At 71.6% G+C, this 15,691-nt stretch carries 15 protein-coding genes and 2 pseudogenes; 5 read left to right on the top strand and 12 right to left on the bottom strand.

Features of this window, described 5'->3' with window-relative positions; all coding sequences use genetic code 11:
* Window positions 1-29: 29 nt before the first annotated feature.
* Window positions 30-776, bottom strand: coding sequence for a DNA-formamidopyrimidine glycosylase family protein (locus tag WBK31_RS02255; protein ID WP_364058321.1), 747 nt, complete (start codon window positions 774-776; stop codon window positions 30-32).
* Window positions 777-908: 132 nt separating this feature from the next.
* Window positions 909-1,625: a TetR/AcrR family transcriptional regulator gene (locus WBK31_RS02250; RefSeq protein WP_364059552.1), complete on the bottom strand. Its 717-nt coding sequence runs from the start codon at window positions 1,623-1,625 to the stop codon at window positions 909-911.
* A 102-nt stretch (window positions 1,626-1,727) separates the two neighbouring features.
* On the opposite strand from WBK31_RS02250, the gene WBK31_RS02245 reads away from it, so the two are divergent.
* Entirely contained in the window at window positions 1,728-2,948 is a 1,221-nt protein-coding gene (locus WBK31_RS02245) for a saccharopine dehydrogenase family protein (protein WP_406674252.1), read from the top strand.
* 76 nt (window positions 2,949-3,024) lie between these two features.
* Window positions 3,025-4,674 carry a dihydroxy-acid dehydratase gene (ilvD, locus tag WBK31_RS02240; RefSeq protein ID WP_364058327.1) on the top strand — a complete coding sequence of 550 codons (1,650 nt, stop codon included), beginning with the start codon at window positions 3,025-3,027 and terminating at the stop codon, window positions 4,672-4,674.
* 464 nt (window positions 4,675-5,138) lie between these two features.
* Here ilvD and WBK31_RS02235 read toward each other — a convergent pair whose 3' ends face one another.
* The 9 genes and pseudogenes from WBK31_RS02235 to WBK31_RS02195 all read right to left on the bottom strand — a co-directional run.
* Complete coding sequence (locus WBK31_RS02235; RefSeq protein WP_364058330.1) at window positions 5,139-5,525, bottom strand: STAS domain-containing protein; 387 nt, start codon at window positions 5,523-5,525, stop codon at window positions 5,139-5,141.
* A gap of 41 nt (window positions 5,526-5,566) precedes the next feature.
* A complete protein-coding gene (locus tag WBK31_RS02230) occupies window positions 5,567-6,544 on the bottom strand; it encodes a phosphotriesterase (protein ID WP_406674251.1) in 978 nt (325 codons plus the stop codon).
* A gap of 60 nt (window positions 6,545-6,604) precedes the next feature.
* Window positions 6,605-8,005, bottom strand: a complete 1,401-nt coding sequence (locus WBK31_RS02225) for a methionine--tRNA ligase (RefSeq protein WP_364058336.1) — start codon at window positions 8,003-8,005, stop codon at window positions 6,605-6,607.
* Between the two features lie 185 nt (window positions 8,006-8,190).
* Window positions 8,191-8,649 carry a universal stress protein gene (locus WBK31_RS02220; RefSeq protein ID WP_364058339.1) on the bottom strand — a complete coding sequence of 153 codons (459 nt, stop codon included), beginning with the start codon at window positions 8,647-8,649 and terminating at the stop codon, window positions 8,191-8,193.
* Window positions 8,650-8,754: 105 nt separating this feature from the next.
* On the bottom strand, window positions 8,755-9,381 hold the full coding sequence (locus WBK31_RS02215; RefSeq protein ID WP_364058342.1) for a DUF998 domain-containing protein: 627 nt from the start codon (window positions 9,379-9,381) through the stop codon (window positions 8,755-8,757).
* Window positions 9,382-9,565: 184 nt separating this feature from the next.
* A complete protein-coding gene (locus tag WBK31_RS02210; protein WP_406675438.1) occupies window positions 9,566-10,489 on the bottom strand; it encodes an anti-sigma factor RsbA family regulatory protein in 924 nt (307 codons plus the stop codon).
* A gap of 223 nt (window positions 10,490-10,712) precedes the next feature.
* A complete protein-coding gene (locus tag WBK31_RS02205) occupies window positions 10,713-11,807 on the bottom strand; it encodes an aromatic ring-hydroxylating dioxygenase subunit alpha (protein ID WP_364058345.1) in 1,095 nt (364 codons plus the stop codon).
* An 80-nt stretch (window positions 11,808-11,887) separates the two neighbouring features.
* The gene (locus tag WBK31_RS02200) at window positions 11,888-12,127 is read right to left on the bottom strand and encodes a hypothetical protein (RefSeq protein ID WP_406674250.1); all 240 of its coding nucleotides are present in this window, start codon (window positions 12,125-12,127) and stop codon (window positions 11,888-11,890) included.
* Between the two features lie 362 nt (window positions 12,128-12,489).
* Window positions 12,490-12,978: pseudogene (locus tag WBK31_RS02195) on the bottom strand (FAD-dependent oxidoreductase); the annotation flags it as partial.
* A gap of 234 nt (window positions 12,979-13,212) precedes the next feature.
* On the opposite strand from WBK31_RS02195, the gene WBK31_RS02190 reads away from it, so the two are divergent.
* Window positions 13,213-13,584: a hypothetical protein gene (locus tag WBK31_RS02190; RefSeq protein WP_406675577.1), complete on the top strand. Its 372-nt coding sequence runs from the start codon at window positions 13,213-13,215 to the stop codon at window positions 13,582-13,584.
* Between the two features lie 294 nt (window positions 13,585-13,878).
* On the opposite strand, the pseudogene WBK31_RS02185 reads toward WBK31_RS02190, so the two are convergent.
* Window positions 13,879-14,676: pseudogene (locus WBK31_RS02185) on the bottom strand (glycosyltransferase); the annotation flags it as partial.
* Here WBK31_RS02185 and WBK31_RS02180 point away from each other — a divergent pair.
* Window positions 14,635-14,784 carry a hypothetical protein gene (locus WBK31_RS02180; protein WP_406675576.1) on the top strand — a complete coding sequence of 50 codons (150 nt, stop codon included), beginning with the start codon at window positions 14,635-14,637 and terminating at the stop codon, window positions 14,782-14,784. The pseudogene WBK31_RS02185 and the gene WBK31_RS02180 sit on opposite strands and share 42 nt — an antisense overlap.
* A 79-nt stretch (window positions 14,785-14,863) precedes the next feature.
* Window positions 14,864-15,682 (top strand): PIG-L family deacetylase, encoded by an 819-nt coding sequence (locus WBK31_RS02175; RefSeq protein WP_364058357.1) that lies wholly within the window; start codon window positions 14,864-14,866, stop codon window positions 15,680-15,682.
* The last annotated feature ends 9 nt before the right edge of the window (window positions 15,683-15,691 follow it).

The following is a 15,691-nucleotide window of genomic DNA, read 5'->3' as shown; positions in this document are numbered from 1 at the left end:
CCGACAAGGCGCGGCGGGCGGTCGCGGTGCTAGGCGGGCTGGTCGGCGGGGCAGACGTAGGCGGTTCTGGAGGCGATCTGGCAGGTCGCCACGGAGGTGCCGCAGCGGCGGCAGTGCTCGCGCTTGTAGACCCAGCGCTCGTCGGGCGCGTCGGGATCGCTCACCACCTGCCCCGCATCGCGCCCCAGCACCATGTACGACCGCGCCGCCTCCCACAGCCGCCCGGCCGTGGCGGCGTCCACGTCGCGGGCGCCCGGATGCAGGCCGATGAGGAACAGCAGCTCGGCCCGCCAGGCGTTGCCGACGCCCGCCCACACCTTCTGGTCGAGCACGGCCGCCCCCACCGGCCCGCGGAACCCGGTCAGCCGCCGCACCGCCTCCTCCGGCGAGGCGTCGTCGCGCAGCGGGTCGGGGCCGAGCGAGGCGCGCAGCGCGTCCACGCCGTCCGGGTCGAGCTGCTCGCACAGGGAGGGAGCGATGAGGTCGTACGCGACGTCGTCCGTGGCCAGCCGCAGCCGGGTGCCCGCCTTGGGCGGGGTGGCGGGGTCGGCGTAGCGCAGGAAGATGCCGCGCATGCCGAGGTGCACGTGGACGGCGGGCGCGTCGTCGAAGTGGTAGAGCAGGTGCTTGCCCAGCGCCTCGACCGAGCGCAGCGCGCGACCGTCGTACGGCCTGGCGTCGAAGCGCCCCTGCGGCCCGGCCGCGCGCAGGACACGCCCGCCCAGGTCGGCGTGCTGCTCCCGCGCGTGGCGGTGGATCAGGTGTCCTTCCGGCATGCAGAGCCCCTACCCCGATGCCGCCCCGCCGCGCCGCACGAGCACGCCGCCGGAAGCGAGTACGCCGCCGGAAGCGGGCACGCAACCAGAGGCGGGGAAGCGGCCAGAGGCAGGCGAGCGGCCGGAAGCGGGCTAAGGCTCAGCGCTCGATGCGCGGGCGAGCTGGGCCTCGGCGCTGGCGAGCAGCATGTCGAGCGCGATCGGGTACGCGCTGTCGTTCATCCTCGCCACCAGCAGCGGCGCGGTGGCGGCGATGTGGGGGTGGGTCTCGGCGGGCAGCCGCGCGTACGTCTCCCGCCAGACCTCCTCGTCGGCCTCGCGGGCGGCAGGAGGCAGGGCGAGGGTGGCGGCGTCGAGGATGGAGAACGCCAGGCTCTGGTCGATGAAGGCGTGATAAATCCGGACAGCGTCCTCATCCGGAAAGCCCCCGTTCCGCAGGATCCCGAGGATCATCTCGTCACCCGCCACCTCGTTGGGCCGCCCGGTCACCCGGCTCGCGGTCAGCAGCGCCGCCTGGGGGTGCGCCAGGTACGAGTGGTGGATGCGCAGGCCCAGCTCGCGCAGGTCGGCCCGCCAGTCGCCGGTGGGCGCAAAGCCGCTCATGGCGTGCCCGAACAGCTCGTCGGCGATGGCGAGCACCAGGTCGTCCATGCCACGGAAGTACCGGTAGATGGTGCTCGCGTCAGCGCCGAGCGCCAGCCCGAGGCGGCGCGCGGTGAGCCCGGCGGCGCCGTGCTCGCGCAGCATGCGCAGCGCGGTCTCGACGATGAGCCCGTGCGTGAGCACCTGCCCCTGCTTGGTGGGACGCCGCCGTCGTCGCGCGCTCTCGGACACCACCCGCTTGGCCATCGCGGTCACGCTCCTTATGCCAACGCCATTGACGTTGTCCAGCGTACGGGCATTGGATAGCGACACAACCCCCAAAACACTGCTAAAAGGGGACTTATCGCCATGCGTATCCTTCTCGTGGGCGCCGGCGGTGTGGGCACCGCCATCACCCGGATCGCCGCCCGCCGCCCGTTCTTCGACCACATGGTGGTCGCCGACTACGACCTCCCCCGCGCCAAGGCCGCCGTCGCCGCGCTCGGCGACCGCGCCGGGAGGTTCACCCCGGTCAGGGTGGACGCCGCCGACACCCGCGCCGTCACCGCGCTGCTCACCGAGCACCGCTGCGACGTGCTGCTCAACGCCACCGACCCGCGTTACGTGCTGCCCCTGTTCGACGCCGCGCTCGCCGCCGGTGCCGATTACCTCGACATGGCCATGTCGATGTCCAAGCCGCACCCGGAGCGCCCGTACGAGGAGGTGGGCGTCAAGCTGGGCGACGAGCAGTTCGCCAGGGCGGCGGAGTGGGCCGAGCGCGGCAGGCTGGCGCTGGTGGGCATGGGGGTGGAGCCCGGCCTCGCCGACGTGTTCGCTCGTTACGCGGCCGATGAGCTGTTCGACGAGATCGAGGAGATCGGCGTCAGGGACGGCGGCAACCTGACCGTCGAGGGCTACGAGTTCGCGCCCTCGTTCTCGATCTGGACCACGATCGAGGAGTGCCTGAACCCGCCGCTGATCTATGAGAAGGACCGCGGCTGGTACACCACGGAGCCGTTCAGCGAGCCCGAGATCTTCGACTTCCCCGACGGGATCGGCCCCGTGGAGTGCGTGAACGTCGAGCACGAGGAGGTCGTGCTGGTGCCGCGGTGGATCCCGGCGCGGCGGGTGACGTTCAAGTACGGCCTGGGCGAGGAGTTCATCGGCGCGCTGAAGACGCTGCACGCGATCGGCGTGGACCGCACGGAGCCGGTGGCGGTGCGGACCGGCCGGGGCACGGTCGAGGTGTCGCCCCGCGACGTGGTCGCCGCCGTACTGCCCGACCCGGCCGAGCTGGGCGATCGCATGCACGGCAAGACCTGCGCGGGCACGTGGGTGAAGGGCGTCAAGGACGGGCGGCCCCGCGAGGTGTACCTGTACCACGTGGTGGACAACCAGTGGTCGATGCGCGAGTACGGCTCGCAGGCGGTCGTCTGGCAGACCGCGGTCAACCCGGTGATCGCCCTGGAGCTGCTGGCCGAGCGGGTCTGGAAGGGCACGGGCGTGCTGGGGCCCGAGGCGTTCGACGCGCGGCCGTTCCTGGATCTGCTGGTCGCGTACGGCTCACCGTGGGGCATGCGCGAGCAGTGAGGGGGTCGGAGGAGAGCACCCGAACAGGACGTTGGATCATAAAGGTGCCTCGACCCGTACCTGGGAGGAAGACCTCTTGAGCATCGCCGACGACCCCGATCGCGCACCTGCCCGCTCCCACCTGTACGCCATGGGCCTGTCGGAGGAGGAGATGCGCCGCCCTGTGGTCGGCATCGCCTCCACCTGGACCGGCACCATGCCCTGCAACCTGAACCACCGCGACCTCGCCGCCCACGTGGCCGAGGGCGTGCGGGCGGCGGGCGGGCTGCCCATGGAGTTCAACACGATCGCCGTCTCCGACAACCTCACCATGCACACCCCCGGCATGCGCACGTCGCTGATCAGCCGCGAGGTGATCGCCGACTCGATCGAGCTGATGGGCCGGGCGCACCAGTTCGACGCGCTGGTGGCCATCGTGGGCTGTGACAAGACCGTGCCGGCCGCGATCATGGCGCTGGCCCGGCTGGACGTGCCGTCAGTGGTCCTCTACAGCGGCAGCATGATGCCGGGCCGCTGGCGGGGCAAGGATGTGACGATCCAGGACATGTGGGAGGCGCTCGGCGAGCGCGAGGTGGGCCGCCTCGACCAGTCCGAGCTCGACGACCTGGCCAAGCACGCCTGCCCCGGCGCGGGCACCTGCGCCGCCCAGTACACCGCCAACACCATGGGCGCGGTCGCCGACTTCCTCGGCCTCGCGCCGTTCGGGGTGGGCGACATCCCGGCGGTGGCGGAGGAGAAGAACGCGGCGGCCCGCCGGATCGGCGAGATCGCCATGGACGCGCTGGCCCGCGACGCCCGCCCCTCGAAGGTGCTCACCGCCGACGCGCTGCACAACGCGATCGTCTCGGTGGCGGCCATGGGCGGCTCCACGAACGCGGTGCTGCACCTGCTGGCCATCGCCCGCGAGGCGGGGCTGCCGCTGGAGATCGACCGCATCGGCGAGGTCTGCCGCGAGGTGCCGATCATCACCGGGCTCAAGCCGAGCGGCGGCGACCACACGGCGCTCGACCTGTGGCGGGCGGGCGGCACGTCGCTGGTGGTGCGCCGGCTGCTGGAGGCCGGGCTGCTGCGCGAGAACGTCACGCTGGTGGACGGCCGCACGCTGGCCGAGGTGGCGGCATCCGCCGAGGAGACGCCGGGCCAGCAGGTGGTGGCGAGCGCGGACAAGCCGTTCAAGAAGCGCGGCGCGCTGGCCATCCTGCGCGGCTCGCTCGCGCCGGACGGGGCCGTGCTCAAGCTGGGCGGCAAGGACGACTTCCGGCACGAGGGCCCGGCCAAGGTGTTCGACTCGGAGAACGACTGCTACGTCGCCATCCAGGAGGGCCGCATCGTGCCTGGCGACGTCATCGTGGTCAGGTACGAGGGCCCGGCTGGCGGCCCGGGCATGCGCGAGATGCTGTCGATCACCGGGCCGCTGGTCGGCCGGGGGCTCGGCAACTCCGTGGCGCTGGTGACCGACGGCCGCTTCAGCGGCGTCTCGCACGGCCTGGTGATCGGGCACGTGGCGCCGGAGGCGTACCACGGCGGGCCCATCGCGCTGGTGCGCGACGGCGACACGGTGGTGATCGACAGCGCGGCCGGCACGCTCGACCTGCTGGTGCCCGAGGACGAGCTGGCCCGCCGCCGCGCCGAGTGGCGACGTCCCGAGCGTGAGGTCGAGCGCGGCGTGCTCGCGAAGTACGTCGCCACGGTCCACTCGGCCTCCGACGGCGCGGTCACCGTCTGAGCTCGGTCCGCCCGGCCTCCGACGGCGCGGTCACCGTCTGAGCTCAGGGTTCGATCGAAGGGGCACGCGGACGCCCCTGTGACCGGGCAGCGGCCGGGGACGGCTATGCTGCGCAGTGACGTTTCGCGTGCCCTCACCTGAATGGAGACCTGCTCGATGATGAAGGAATTCGCCGTCGAGGTCGTGATGTGGCTTGTCCCGGTCGTGGTGCTGATCGGCGTGGCGCTCCTCGTCACCACCTGAAAAACGGGCGAGTCCCTGAAAGACGCCTGAGGCGTCAGGCCCGGATGCGCGGCTTCCTCGATGCGACTCTGGGCCTGCCCGCCGCTCGGCGCGAACCTCGAAACGCCGCACTGTGCGCACCTGGAGAAGCCGCACTGCGCGCACCTGAGAACGCCGCTCTGCGGGACCTTCAGAACCGCTCGACCGGCCGCCCGGCCTGAGCCCTCAGGGCCCGGCAGGGGTCAGTCCGTGAACGGCGGCGAGTCCGCCGCTTCGCTGAGCTCGGCGATGGCCAGCTCGGCCGTGCTGCGGATGTCGAAGAACTTGTCCAGCGCCGTGATGGCGAACAGGTGCTTGCACCGGCCGTTGAGCCCCGACAGCAGCAGCCGCCCGCCGGAGGCGGTGACGGCTTTGTGCAGGTAGACCAGCACCGACAGGCCGGAGGAGTCACAGACGCTCACGGCCTGCATGTCGATGACGAGCAGCGGCGGCTGGGTGAGATCGAGGGCCTTGGTCACGCGGTCGCGGACCTCGGCGGCAGAACCGAAGTCGAAGTCCCCTGTCAACCGCGCGATGACGCAGGGTCCTTGGAGTCCGAGGCTTATCGACAAGGCCTGCTCCGAAGTCACCCAGTTCCACCTACCCGCGTCGCTCTCCCGATCCAACCACTCTATGAGAAGTAGCGCTTCGGGTTGAACACCAGCATCTGCTCAATCTGGTCGTCGGTCACACCAGAGTCCCGCAGTGCGGCCAAGACATCGTCGTGAATGTGATCGTAGCGCCAGTTCGGCGCCACCGCGTCGCGGGTCTCTTCCCATGAGCCGCCGAAATAGTCCATGAAGCAGGCCGTGTCGTGGCTGAGGACCATGCGGTCGGCGTAGCCGCGGGCGGCGAGCGCCGCGATCGTGGCCACGCGTTGCGCGGTCGGGTTGTACAGGTCGAGGCCGAAGCGGTCGATCCCGAGGGTGGCGCCGGTGTCGGCCAGGCGCATGAGGTAGTCGAGGTCGTTGCTGTCGCCGGCGTGCCCGACGACCACCTTGCTCAGGTCCACGCCCTCCTTGGCGAACAGGTCGAGCGCGAGCAGCCCGCTGCGGGCGCCCGCGTTGGTGTGCACGGTGATCGGCGCCCCCGTACGCAGGTGCGCCTGTGCCACGGCCCGGCAGATGCGCTCGACGCCGGGCGTGAGCCCCTTGGCCTCGACCACGCACTTGAGGAAGGCCGCCTTCACCCCGGTGCCGGCGATGCCCTCGGTGAGGTCGCGCACGAAGTCGTCGATCATGGGGTCGGGGCAGTCGATGAGCAGGCCGGGTCCACGGTGCTCGTACTGGTGCGGCACCTCGTCGTAGAAGTAGAGGCCCGTGGCGGCGATGATGTTGAGCTCCGGCACCTGATCGGCGACGCGCTTGACGCGCGGGATGTTCCTGCCGAGGCCCCACACGGTCGGGTCGGCGAGCGTGCGCACGCCTTTGGCCGCCAGCGCGCGCAGCTTGGCGACCGCGTCCGCCACCCGGGCCTCCTCGTCCCACCACGCTCCCTTGCCGTAGTTGTCCACGTGTTCTGCGGCGAGCACGAACACGTGCTCGTGCATCAGGGTCTGTCCGAGTGAATCGACGTCGACGGGGCCGCGAAGCGTCTCGACGGTGGGCACGGAGCACCTCCATACCGGTTGGTCGGCCGGCCGCCAACGTAAGCCCGGCGATGAAGATCGTCAAACCCCTCGGCGCGGGAACAGCGGGCGCGGCTTGGCCAGCCGGTCGCCGCCGACCGCCGCCGCCACCCGCCGCGCCGCCGTCGGCAGGAACGGCTCGAGCTGCACGGCCAGCTCCCGGCACGCGCCGACCAGCCGGCCCAGCGACACCTCCTGCGCGGCGCGCGGCTGCGCCCAGGGGCGGGCGCTCTCGACGTACCGGTTGGCCTCCTCGACGATGCGCCACACCTCAAGGGCCGCCCTGCGGAAGTCGAAGTCGGCGAGCGCCTCGTCGACCGAGACCTCGACCAGCGGCTCGTCCTGCGGCGGCACGTGGCCGTCGAGGAAGCGGTGCACCATGGTCGCGACCCTGCTGACCAGGTTGCCGAGGCCGTTGGCGAGGTCCTCGTCCGCTCTGGCGCGCAGCCGTTCCTCGGTGAAGTCCGCGTCGCCGACGCGCGGCACCTCGCGCAGCAGCCACCAGCGCACGGCGTCGGTCCCGTACGCCTCCACCAGCGCCACCGGATCGGCCCCGTTGCCCGCCGATTTGCTGATCTTCCGGCCGCCGGCCGTGATGTAGTCGTGCACGAAGATGGCGGTGGGCAGCGGCCGCCCCGCCGACAGCAGCATGGCCGGCCAGTAGACCGCGTGGAAGCGGATCACGCCTTTGCCCACGATGTGCACCTTGTCCTTCTCGTGCACCCACCACCGCTCGTACGCGCCGGGCTCGTCCAGCGCCGTCACGTAGTTGGCGAGGGCGTCCCACCAGACGTAGATGACCTGGCCGGGGTCGCCGGGCACGGGGATGCCCCAGCCGCGGGCGCGGGCGGCCGAGCGGGAGACGCTGATGTCGGCCAGCCCCGCCGAGACGAACGCGAGCACCTCGTTGCGCCGGGCTGCGGGCTCGATGCGCAGCCGGCCGCTGGTGATGAGGTCGAGCAGCGCGTCCTGGTAGCGGGAGAGCCGGAAGAACCAGTTCTGTTCCGACACCTTCTGCAGTGGCTCTGCGTGCCCGTCGGGACAGGGGCCCTCCTGGTAGAACTGCTCGCAGCCCACGCAGTAGAGCCCCTCGTAGTGCCGCCGGTAGAGGTCGTGCTCGGTGGCCCGCCAGATCTCCTCGACGCCCGCGCGGTGCGCGGGGTGCGCGCTGGTCCTGATGAAGGAGTCGAACGACACGTCGAGCGGCCCGCGCAGCGCCTCGAACGCGGCGGCGTTGCGATCGACCAGCTCGCGCACCGGCACGCCTTCCGCCTCGGCGGCCAGCACGTTCTTCAGCGAGTTGTCGTCGGTGCCGGTCTGGAACCGCACGGGCTCGCCGCGCCGCCTGTGGTGCCTGGCCAGCACGTCGGCCTGGACGAGCTCCAGCGCGTGCCCGAGGTGCGGGCGGGCGTTGACGTAGGGGATGGTGGTCGTGACGTACATCGGATGCCTCCGGAAAGCGGGGCCCCGGACACGACGAGAGGCCCCGGATAGCAGGGCCTCAACGTGGACGTGCCTATGGAAGCCCCCTAAGGGGCCATCATTCGGCGGCACGTCGTGATCATGTGGATAGCTTACGCCATGGGCGCGTCCGCTTTCACGCGTCTTTCCGGGGACCCGGGACGATTTCACGCGTCTTTCCGGGGACCCGGGACGACCAGCACGGGCCGGTGCGCGTGGTGCAGCACCCGGTCGGACGTGCTGCCGAGCAGCAGCGAGCGCACCCCGCCCAGCCCTCTGGTGCCGGTCACGATGAGGGAGGCGTCCAGTTCGTCCGCCACGTCCACGATGGTCGACCAGACCGCCACGGAGTCCACGTCGCATCTGGGGGTGGCCTCGAGCCCGGCCTCGCGGGCCAGCTCGGCCCCCTGCCTGGCCAGGTCGCTCATCGCCTCCCCGATCGCCTCGTCCTCGGCGCCCGACTGGTCGATCGTCACCATGAGACCGGCCGACGCCCTGGCCGAGGTCATCGCCAGCCGCTCCCACACGGTCAGCACCACGGCGTGCTCGCCGGGGAACATCCGCCCCGTGAACTGGATGGCGGCCTTGGCGTCGTCGGACCCGTCGTACGCGATCAGAATCGTCATCTCGTCAGCTCCTCGGGAGGTAGGTCAGGGCCTCCCTCTTTCCGGGAGCGCGGCGTTCACGCCTGCCGATTCGATCTTTCTACGCGAGCCGCCCCCGAGAGCTTTCTACGCGAGCTTCCCCGCGAGGGCCGGCACCCGGCGGGCCGACGGCTTGAGCATCGTCAGCCCGGCCAGCGCCAGCACCCCGAGCTCCGTGACGACCACGACGCGCTGGGTCAGCCCGGCGGGGATGTCGTCGTTGGACAGCGGGATGCCGAACATGCGCACCACGTACGGGACGACGACCAGGACCAGCGCGCCCACGGCGATCATGCTGAGCGCCCGCAGCGCCTTGGCGTAGCGGACCTTCGCCCTGGCCAGCAGCAGCCCGGCGAGCGGCATCATGACGAACGCGGCGAAAGCGGCGTAGCGGTGGATGCCGCCCGACAGCGACAGCGGCACGCCGGGCCGGTCGGTCGGGAACGCGCCCACCAGGAACATGCTCGCCGCCCACCCCAGCAGCAGGACGACGACCCAGCGGTTCGCCCCCGCCCGGCGCAGCGCCTCCGCGATCAGCAGGGCGCCCACGGTGAACAGGGTCAGCGACGTGGGCAGCAGCCAGCCGGCGGACTGCCACACGTACTCGCTGATCACGGCGTGCATCGGGTCGAGGTTCGAGCCGGCGTGCAGGGTGAGCATCGCGCCGCTGCCGGCGCCGATGGCCGCTAATCCGCTGACAAGCAATCCCTTCATGCCTCCAAGCTCGCGGAACGCGGGCTCGGCGAACATCGGAGATGGGCCCGAAACCGCCCTGAAGGATCCCTTAACACCTTGGGCTGACACGACTCTGGATGTGGGCTCTGACCTGCGGTTTCCCGACCCTGGGTAGGGTCATCCCCCTCAGGGTGCCGGGGGCGTCCCGACCCCTGTCGGGGGCTCAGGTGGTGAGGTCGAAGTAGGCGCGGACGGTGGTGGCGCCTGGGCGGGTGTGGATGCGGACGAGGTCGCTCAGCAGGTTGACGATCAGCAGGCCGCGCGAGCCCGCCTGGCGCGGATCGACCGGGCGGCGGCCCGCCAGCGGGTCGGTGATGTGGCCGCTGTCGCTGACCTCGCACACCAGCCGGCCGTCCGCCTGCCAGACGCGCAGCAGCCCGGAGCCGCCGCCGTGGTCGAGGCTGTTGGCGCCGAGCTCGGCCACGGTGAGCCGGATGTCGTCGAGCCGGTCGCCCGCGATCCCCCGCGCCGCGGCCTCGTCGGCGGCCAGGGCCCGCGCGGCGGACAGGTTGCCGCGGTCGAAGCGCAGCGAGACGCAGCTCTCGGGCTCGTCGAGCGGCCGGTTGTGGCCCTCGACGACCTGCTCGGGCGCGTAGCCGGCGCTGGCTCGCTCCCCGGAGGCGTCGCGCAGCACGGGGTGGGTGCGCGCGACCTCGCCGATGACCTCGTCGCCGAGCGCTTCCACGTCGTACGGGCACATGATCGTCGCCGGCCGCCCCGCGAACGCCAGGTTGATCAGCGCCTCGTGCTGCGCGCAGGCCGGATATTCGGCGGGCGTGCGGCCCGGCCAGACCGGCTCGCCGATGATCCGCACGTGGCGGCCGGGATGCGCGTCGGCGAAGCCGTGCAGCACGGCGGGGATGATGCGGCCGGGATTGCGGCCCGCCTCGGTCATGTCGAGCATGAGCACGTCGCGGGCGGCGGAGCCGAGCGCGTCCCGGATCAGCGCGAGACGCGCGCCGGGCACGGCCACCGCGACGGGGTCGCCGGCGGCCAGGCCCTCGGTCACGAAGGCCGTGGTGGCAGCCGCGTATTCCCGGTCACTTCGATACAGGAGTGCGGGATGGTGGAACGGGTCTGCCGGCATCAAGCCATCAGGCTACCGAAGGTTGGTGTCATCACCGCACTTCGTTGGGTACCTCATGGGTGTGAAGAGAGTTCAGATCGTTCAGCGCCCCCGTCCGGCGAACCGTCCCTTGCCCCTCGATCTCCGCACCCCTTCCGGCCGGAAACTCCCCTTCTGAAGCGAATTCATGCTCGGGACATGCCGGATTCGCGCATGCGCGCATGTACGGCGGGCTCACCGTGAGCTATCCGCGCAAGCGCCGGTTCACCCACTGATGGAAGAGCGAGATGTGGTGCTCGCTCGGCACGAGCACCCCGCCGTCGCGGTAGGCCCGTGACGACATGCCGGGCTGGGTGCGCTCGCACGCCTCGAAGTCCTGCTCGTTGACCCGGTGGAACAGCTCGACCGACAGTGAGACGTCGGCGCCGGACTCGATCACCTCGGGGTGGTAGAGCCAGTCGCACTCGACCACCGTCCGGTCCACGGCCAGCGGGAACATGCGGTGCAGGATCACGTGGTCGGGCACCAGGTTGATGAACACCTGCGGCTTGACGGTGATCGCGTAGTAGCGGCGGTCCTGCTCGGGCGTCACATCGGGCAGCTTGCCGAAGCCGGGGCTGCCGTCCACGGTGAACCCCTCGACCCGCTCGGCGAACTCGGCGCCGTGGCCGACGTAGTACTGCGCCGCGTAGCCGCCGGCGAACTCCGGGAGGACGGCGGTCAGCTCCGGGTGGATGGTGGCGCAGTGGTAGCACTCCATGAAGTTCTCGACGAGGAGCTTCCAGTTGGCCTTGACGTCGTAGACGATGCGGCGGCCGAGCGCGAGGTCCTCGACGTGGTAGTGCTCGATGGCGGCGGGGTCTCCGAGGCGTTCCGTGGCGGCGTGGGTGACGGTGTCCTCGAAGGAGGGCGGCTCGGCGGCCAGGCAGACCCAGGCGTATCCGAGCCATTCGCGCAGGTGGACGGGGATCATGCCGTACGCGACCCGGTCGATGTCCGGCATCTTGACCAGGTTGGGCGCGGCGGCGAGCCGGCCGTCCAGGTCGTAGGACCAGGCGTGGTAGGCGCACCTGATCGTCCTTTTGACCTCGCCGGCGTCCTCAAGGCATAAGCGCGCGCCGCGGTGCCGGCAGACGTTGAGGAAGGCGCGCAGGCGGTCGTCGCGGCCGCGTACCACGATGACGCTCTCGCGGCCGACCTGGACGGTCCTGAACGCGCCCGGCTTGGCCAGATCGGCGGATCTGACCGCGCAGAACCAGAGGCTCTCGAAGATCTTCTCCTGCTCCTCGGCGAACGCCTCGGGGTCGGTGTAGGCGCTTCCTGGAAGCGTGGGGATCAAACTCGACGTGGTGGTCAACCGGCACCCCTTGTTGCGTATTACGCACCGAGTTGCTCTATATGCGACATAGTCAGGCGGGCTCAGAGGGCTGTCAAGAGGTAGCTGCTGTAGCGGCGCAGCAACGCGGTGTAGACGCGCGTCATGAGCCCGTCGGGCAGCAGTCCGGCGATCGGCCGCTGCATGTCGGTGGCCTCGGTGGCGGCCAGCCTGGCGGGCCTGCGCACCACCTTCGACCTGGCCCGCTCGTACGCCCGCAGGTCCCCGATCGACCGGGTGAGCAGCCAGGCGTCCTCGAGCGCCTGATTGGCCCCCTGCGCCATGGTGGGCGGCATGGTGTGGGCCGCGTCGCCGGCCAGCGTGGCCGGCCCCTCCCCCACACGCTGGGGATCGGCTGGCGGTAATGCGGGAAGAAGCCGGCGTCCTCGATCGTCGCCAGCACGGCCGGCACCGGCTCGGCCCAGCCGCCGAACCGCTCCCGCAGCCGCCCGACCACATCCGGGTCATCGGCCCAGAACGGCCGCCCCGGCGCCGACCTGACGTCGAACCACCACAGCAGGCGGCCCCTGCCCGCCGGGATCAGTCCGCACAGCCCGTTCCGCCCGGCGATCATCACCGCCCTGCGCGACTCGGTCAGCGGGGTCGGCGCGGTGGTGAACCCCTGCCAGGTGACCCACGGGCTCAGCGTGGCCCTGTCGGCCCCCCACAGCGCCGCGCGCACCACGGAACGGCGGCCGTCGGCGCCCACCAGCACGTCACCGCGTACGGTCCGGCCGTCCGACAGGCGCACCTCGGCCCGCTCGGGCACCACGTGCTCGGCGCGCGCGCCGTACGTCACCGGCACGCCGTCGGACAGCAGCTCCACCAGCTCGCCGCGGGCGACGTGGACGACCGGGTGACCGAAGCGGCGCTCGGGCACGGTCAGGTCGAGGGTGAGCAGGCGCCGGCCGTCGGCGGCCCACGACTCCAGCGTCTCCAGGCGGCGGCCGACACCCGTCCAGTCGGCCTTCAGCTCCTCCAGGATGGCCGTGCTGCCGGGCCAGAGGGTGACGGACCCGCCGTCCGTGCGGGGCTCGGGCGACTCCTCGTACACCTCGACGTCGTGGCCCGCGCGCAGCAGGCCGCGTGCGGTGGCGAGCCCGGCGACGCCGGCCCCGATGACGATCACCTTCATCCCGACCCCCCGCTGCCGCGCTGGCGCTGTCTCACGGTCGACACCGGCACCTCACTCTCGGGGGTTCGGGGGCTGTGTCGTTGTTGCCGCTACCCCGTCGAGACGAGATCGTACGGGGCGGGCACCATGCCTTTACGCTCGCCTGATACGCGTGGTGTTAGTGGGGTGCAAGTGACAGTTAAGTGATCGCCCATATCGTGCTTTTCGTAAGTTGAACCAACGGAAGGCACATACATGACTCCCCCTCGTCGCATCGCCACTGTGGCCGCGACGCTCACTCTTGCCGCGATGACCACCGCTTGTGGCGTCCTCGGCCAGGCCGTCGACTGCAACGCCGTGGCCAGCGAGGCCCAGCAGATCGCCACCGAGTGGAGCAACGTGATCAGCTCCAACGCCACGGACCAGGAGGCGGTCGCCGCCGCTTCCAAGTCGGCGGCCGATAAGGCCAGGGAACTCGCCGGCAAGTACGACGGCGAGATCGCCGCCGCTCTGACCGACCTGGCCGACGGCTTCGCCTCGTTCGAGAGCGGCAACGTGACCTCCGCCTCGGGCTTCATGACCAAGCTGAACGGGTTCCAGAGCAAGATCACGTCTGCCTGCTCTTAAAGGGGAACGCGCGGTCGCCGTGACCACCTGTGGGGGACGGGTGAGACGGCGGCCGTGGCCGGCCCGGCCTGGGAGGGCCGGTGTGGCGCGGCAGGGGGCGAGCGCCACGCCGGCCCTGCCGGGAGCCGGCATCGCGAAGGGTCTACGCGGGGCGGGCGCGGCGGGCGGCGATGGCCTGCTCGTACGCGCGGTCGAAGCCGTCGAGCACGGCGTCCCACGAGCCGGCCGCAGGGGCGTCGCGCGATTGTGCGCGGCGATGGCGGCCCGCAGCTCGGGGTCCCGGCACAGCCGGGCGACCGCCCTGGCCAGATCGCCGAGCGAGCGGCCGAGCAGGCCCTCGACGCCGTCCTCGACGAAGTCGGCCACCCCGCTCTGCGCCCGCGCGACCACGGGGAGCCCGGCCGCGCGCGCTTCGAGCGCGGCGATGCCGAACGACTCGCGCGGCGCCGGCGCGACGAACACGTCGGCCGACTCCAGCACCTTGGCGATCTGCTCGCGGGTGTAGCGGCCCGGCAGCGAGACCCAGCCGGTCATGCCGTGGCGGGCCAGGAAGCGCTCCATCTGGCTCCTGGCCGGCCCGTCGCCGACGATCGTGGCCCGCATGGGGATGTGGGCCGGCACCTGCGCGCGGGCGGCCAGCAGCAGTTTCAGCAGGCGTACGGGCTGCTTGCGCGGGGCCAGGCGGCCGACCGCGACCAGATGCACACCTGTCCGGGGGTCGGGCGTCCCCGGGGGCGGCGCCCAGCCGGACAGGTCGAGGCCGTTGGAGACGACGCGGACCGGCACCAGGGGCCCCGCCACGGCGCGGATCGGGGCGGCGGCGGCGTTGCTGACGGTGGTGGCCACCAGCCGCCACCGCTGCCACCCGTACGCCAGCCGCAGCAGGCGGTAGAGCGCCCGCGTCAGCGGATCCCACATGCTGTGGACGGTCACCACGCACGGAACGCCGGCGCGGTGCGCGGCGCGCACGCCCATCCACGCGAACGGCGAGACCGCCCCCGCGTGGACGTGGACCACGTCGGGACGCGCCGAGGTGATGCGGCGCGTGAGATGACCCACTCCGAACGGGTGGACGGGCAGGTCGAACGGCATGGGAGCGACGATCCTGTGGACGCCGGGCAGCGGCTCCCCCTGGTCGCCGTGGCCACCGACACCTCGTGCCCGGCCTCCCGCTGCACGCGCACGAGATCGGCGACCTGAACCTCGATCCCCCCGAGTCGCGGCAGGTAACAGTCACTCACGTGAAAGATCCGCACCCCTCCCAGACTAATCTGGGCCTGTGCCTCCACGTACCGCTGTGTTCTTCCATGCCCACCCTGACGACGAGGCCCTGCTGACGGCGGGCACCATGGCGAAGCTCGCGGCCGAGGGACACCGCGTGGTGCTCGTGGTGGCCACCGCGGGCGAGCGCGGCCTGGCCGACATGGAGCCGGGTGAGGCGCTGGGCGAGACCAGGCTCAGGGAGCTGTACGAGTCGGCCGCGCTGCTGGGCTGCGCCCGCGTCGAGTGCCTCGGCTACGGCGACTCCGGCCTGAGCCCGCAGGGCGGCGTCGCCGACGAACGGCCCGACAACGCGTTCATCGACGCCGACACGGAAGAGGCCGCCAAGGCGCTGGCCGCCATCCTCCAGGAGGAGCGCGCCGACCTGCTCACCATCTACGACCCGGCGGGCGGCTACGGCCACCCCGACCACGTCCAGGTCCACCGGGTGGGCAGGCGGGCGGCGAAGATCGCGGGCACGAAGATCGTCCTGGAGGCGACGGTCAACCGCGACCCGCTGCTGCGGCTGCTGCGGCTGGCGGGGAAGTTCTACCGGTTCCCTCCCGAGTTCGACATACGCACGTTCGAGAGCGCGTACTCACCGGGCGAGGTCATCACCCACCGGGTCAACGTCCGCAGGTACGCCAAACAGAAACGCGCCTCCATGGCCGCGCACGCCTCGCAGGCCACCGGCGGCGACACCGACCGCACGCTCGCCGTCATGCTCAAGGTCCCCCGCCTGCTCTACCGCTACGTCTTCGGCACCGAGTGGTACGTCCGCCGCGACCTGCCGCCCGGCACTCGACTGCGTCATCCTTTCGACGGGTGGCCCACCTGATACTCATGG

It is taken from the genome of Nonomuraea sp. N2-4H (assembly GCF_045291505.1).
Lineage (GTDB): Bacteria > Actinomycetota > Actinomycetes > Streptosporangiales > Streptosporangiaceae > Nonomuraea > Nonomuraea fastidiosa.
The sequence above is the reverse complement of the archived record's forward strand: the minus strand, read 5'-3'. Positions and strand labels throughout refer to the sequence as shown.

Bases quoted from the DNA above. Each gene is read 5' to 3' on its own strand.
- WBK31_RS02255 (WP_364058321.1), bottom strand. From the start codon at position 776: ATGCCGGAAGGACACCTGATCCACCGCCACGCGCGGGAGCAGCACGCC.
- WBK31_RS02250 (WP_364059552.1), bottom strand. From the start codon at position 1,625: ATGGCCAAGCGGGTGGTGTCCGAGAGCGCGCGACGACGGCGGCGTCCC.
- WBK31_RS02245 (WP_406674252.1), top strand. From the start codon at position 1,728: ATGCGTATCCTTCTCGTGGGCGCCGGCGGTGTGGGCACCGCCATCACC.
- WBK31_RS02225 (WP_364058336.1), bottom strand. From the start codon at position 8,005: ATGTACGTCACGACCACCATCCCCTACGTCAACGCCCGCCCGCACCTC.
- WBK31_RS02220 (WP_364058339.1), bottom strand. From the start codon at position 8,649: ATGACGATTCTGATCGCGTACGACGGGTCCGACGACGCCAAGGCCGCC.
- WBK31_RS02215 (WP_364058342.1), bottom strand. From the start codon at position 9,381: ATGAAGGGATTGCTTGTCAGCGGATTAGCGGCCATCGGCGCCGGCAGC.
- WBK31_RS02210 (WP_406675438.1), bottom strand. From the start codon at position 10,489: ATGCCGGCAGACCCGTTCCACCATCCCGCACTCCTGTATCGAAGTGAC.
- WBK31_RS02200 (WP_406674250.1), bottom strand. From the start codon at position 12,127: ATGGCGCAGGGGGCCAATCAGGCGCTCGAGGACGCCTGGCTGCTCACC.
- WBK31_RS02190 (WP_406675577.1), top strand. From the start codon at position 13,213: ATGACTCCCCCTCGTCGCATCGCCACTGTGGCCGCGACGCTCACTCTT.
- WBK31_RS02180 (WP_406675576.1), top strand. From the start codon at position 14,635: ATGACCCACTCCGAACGGGTGGACGGGCAGGTCGAACGGCATGGGAGC.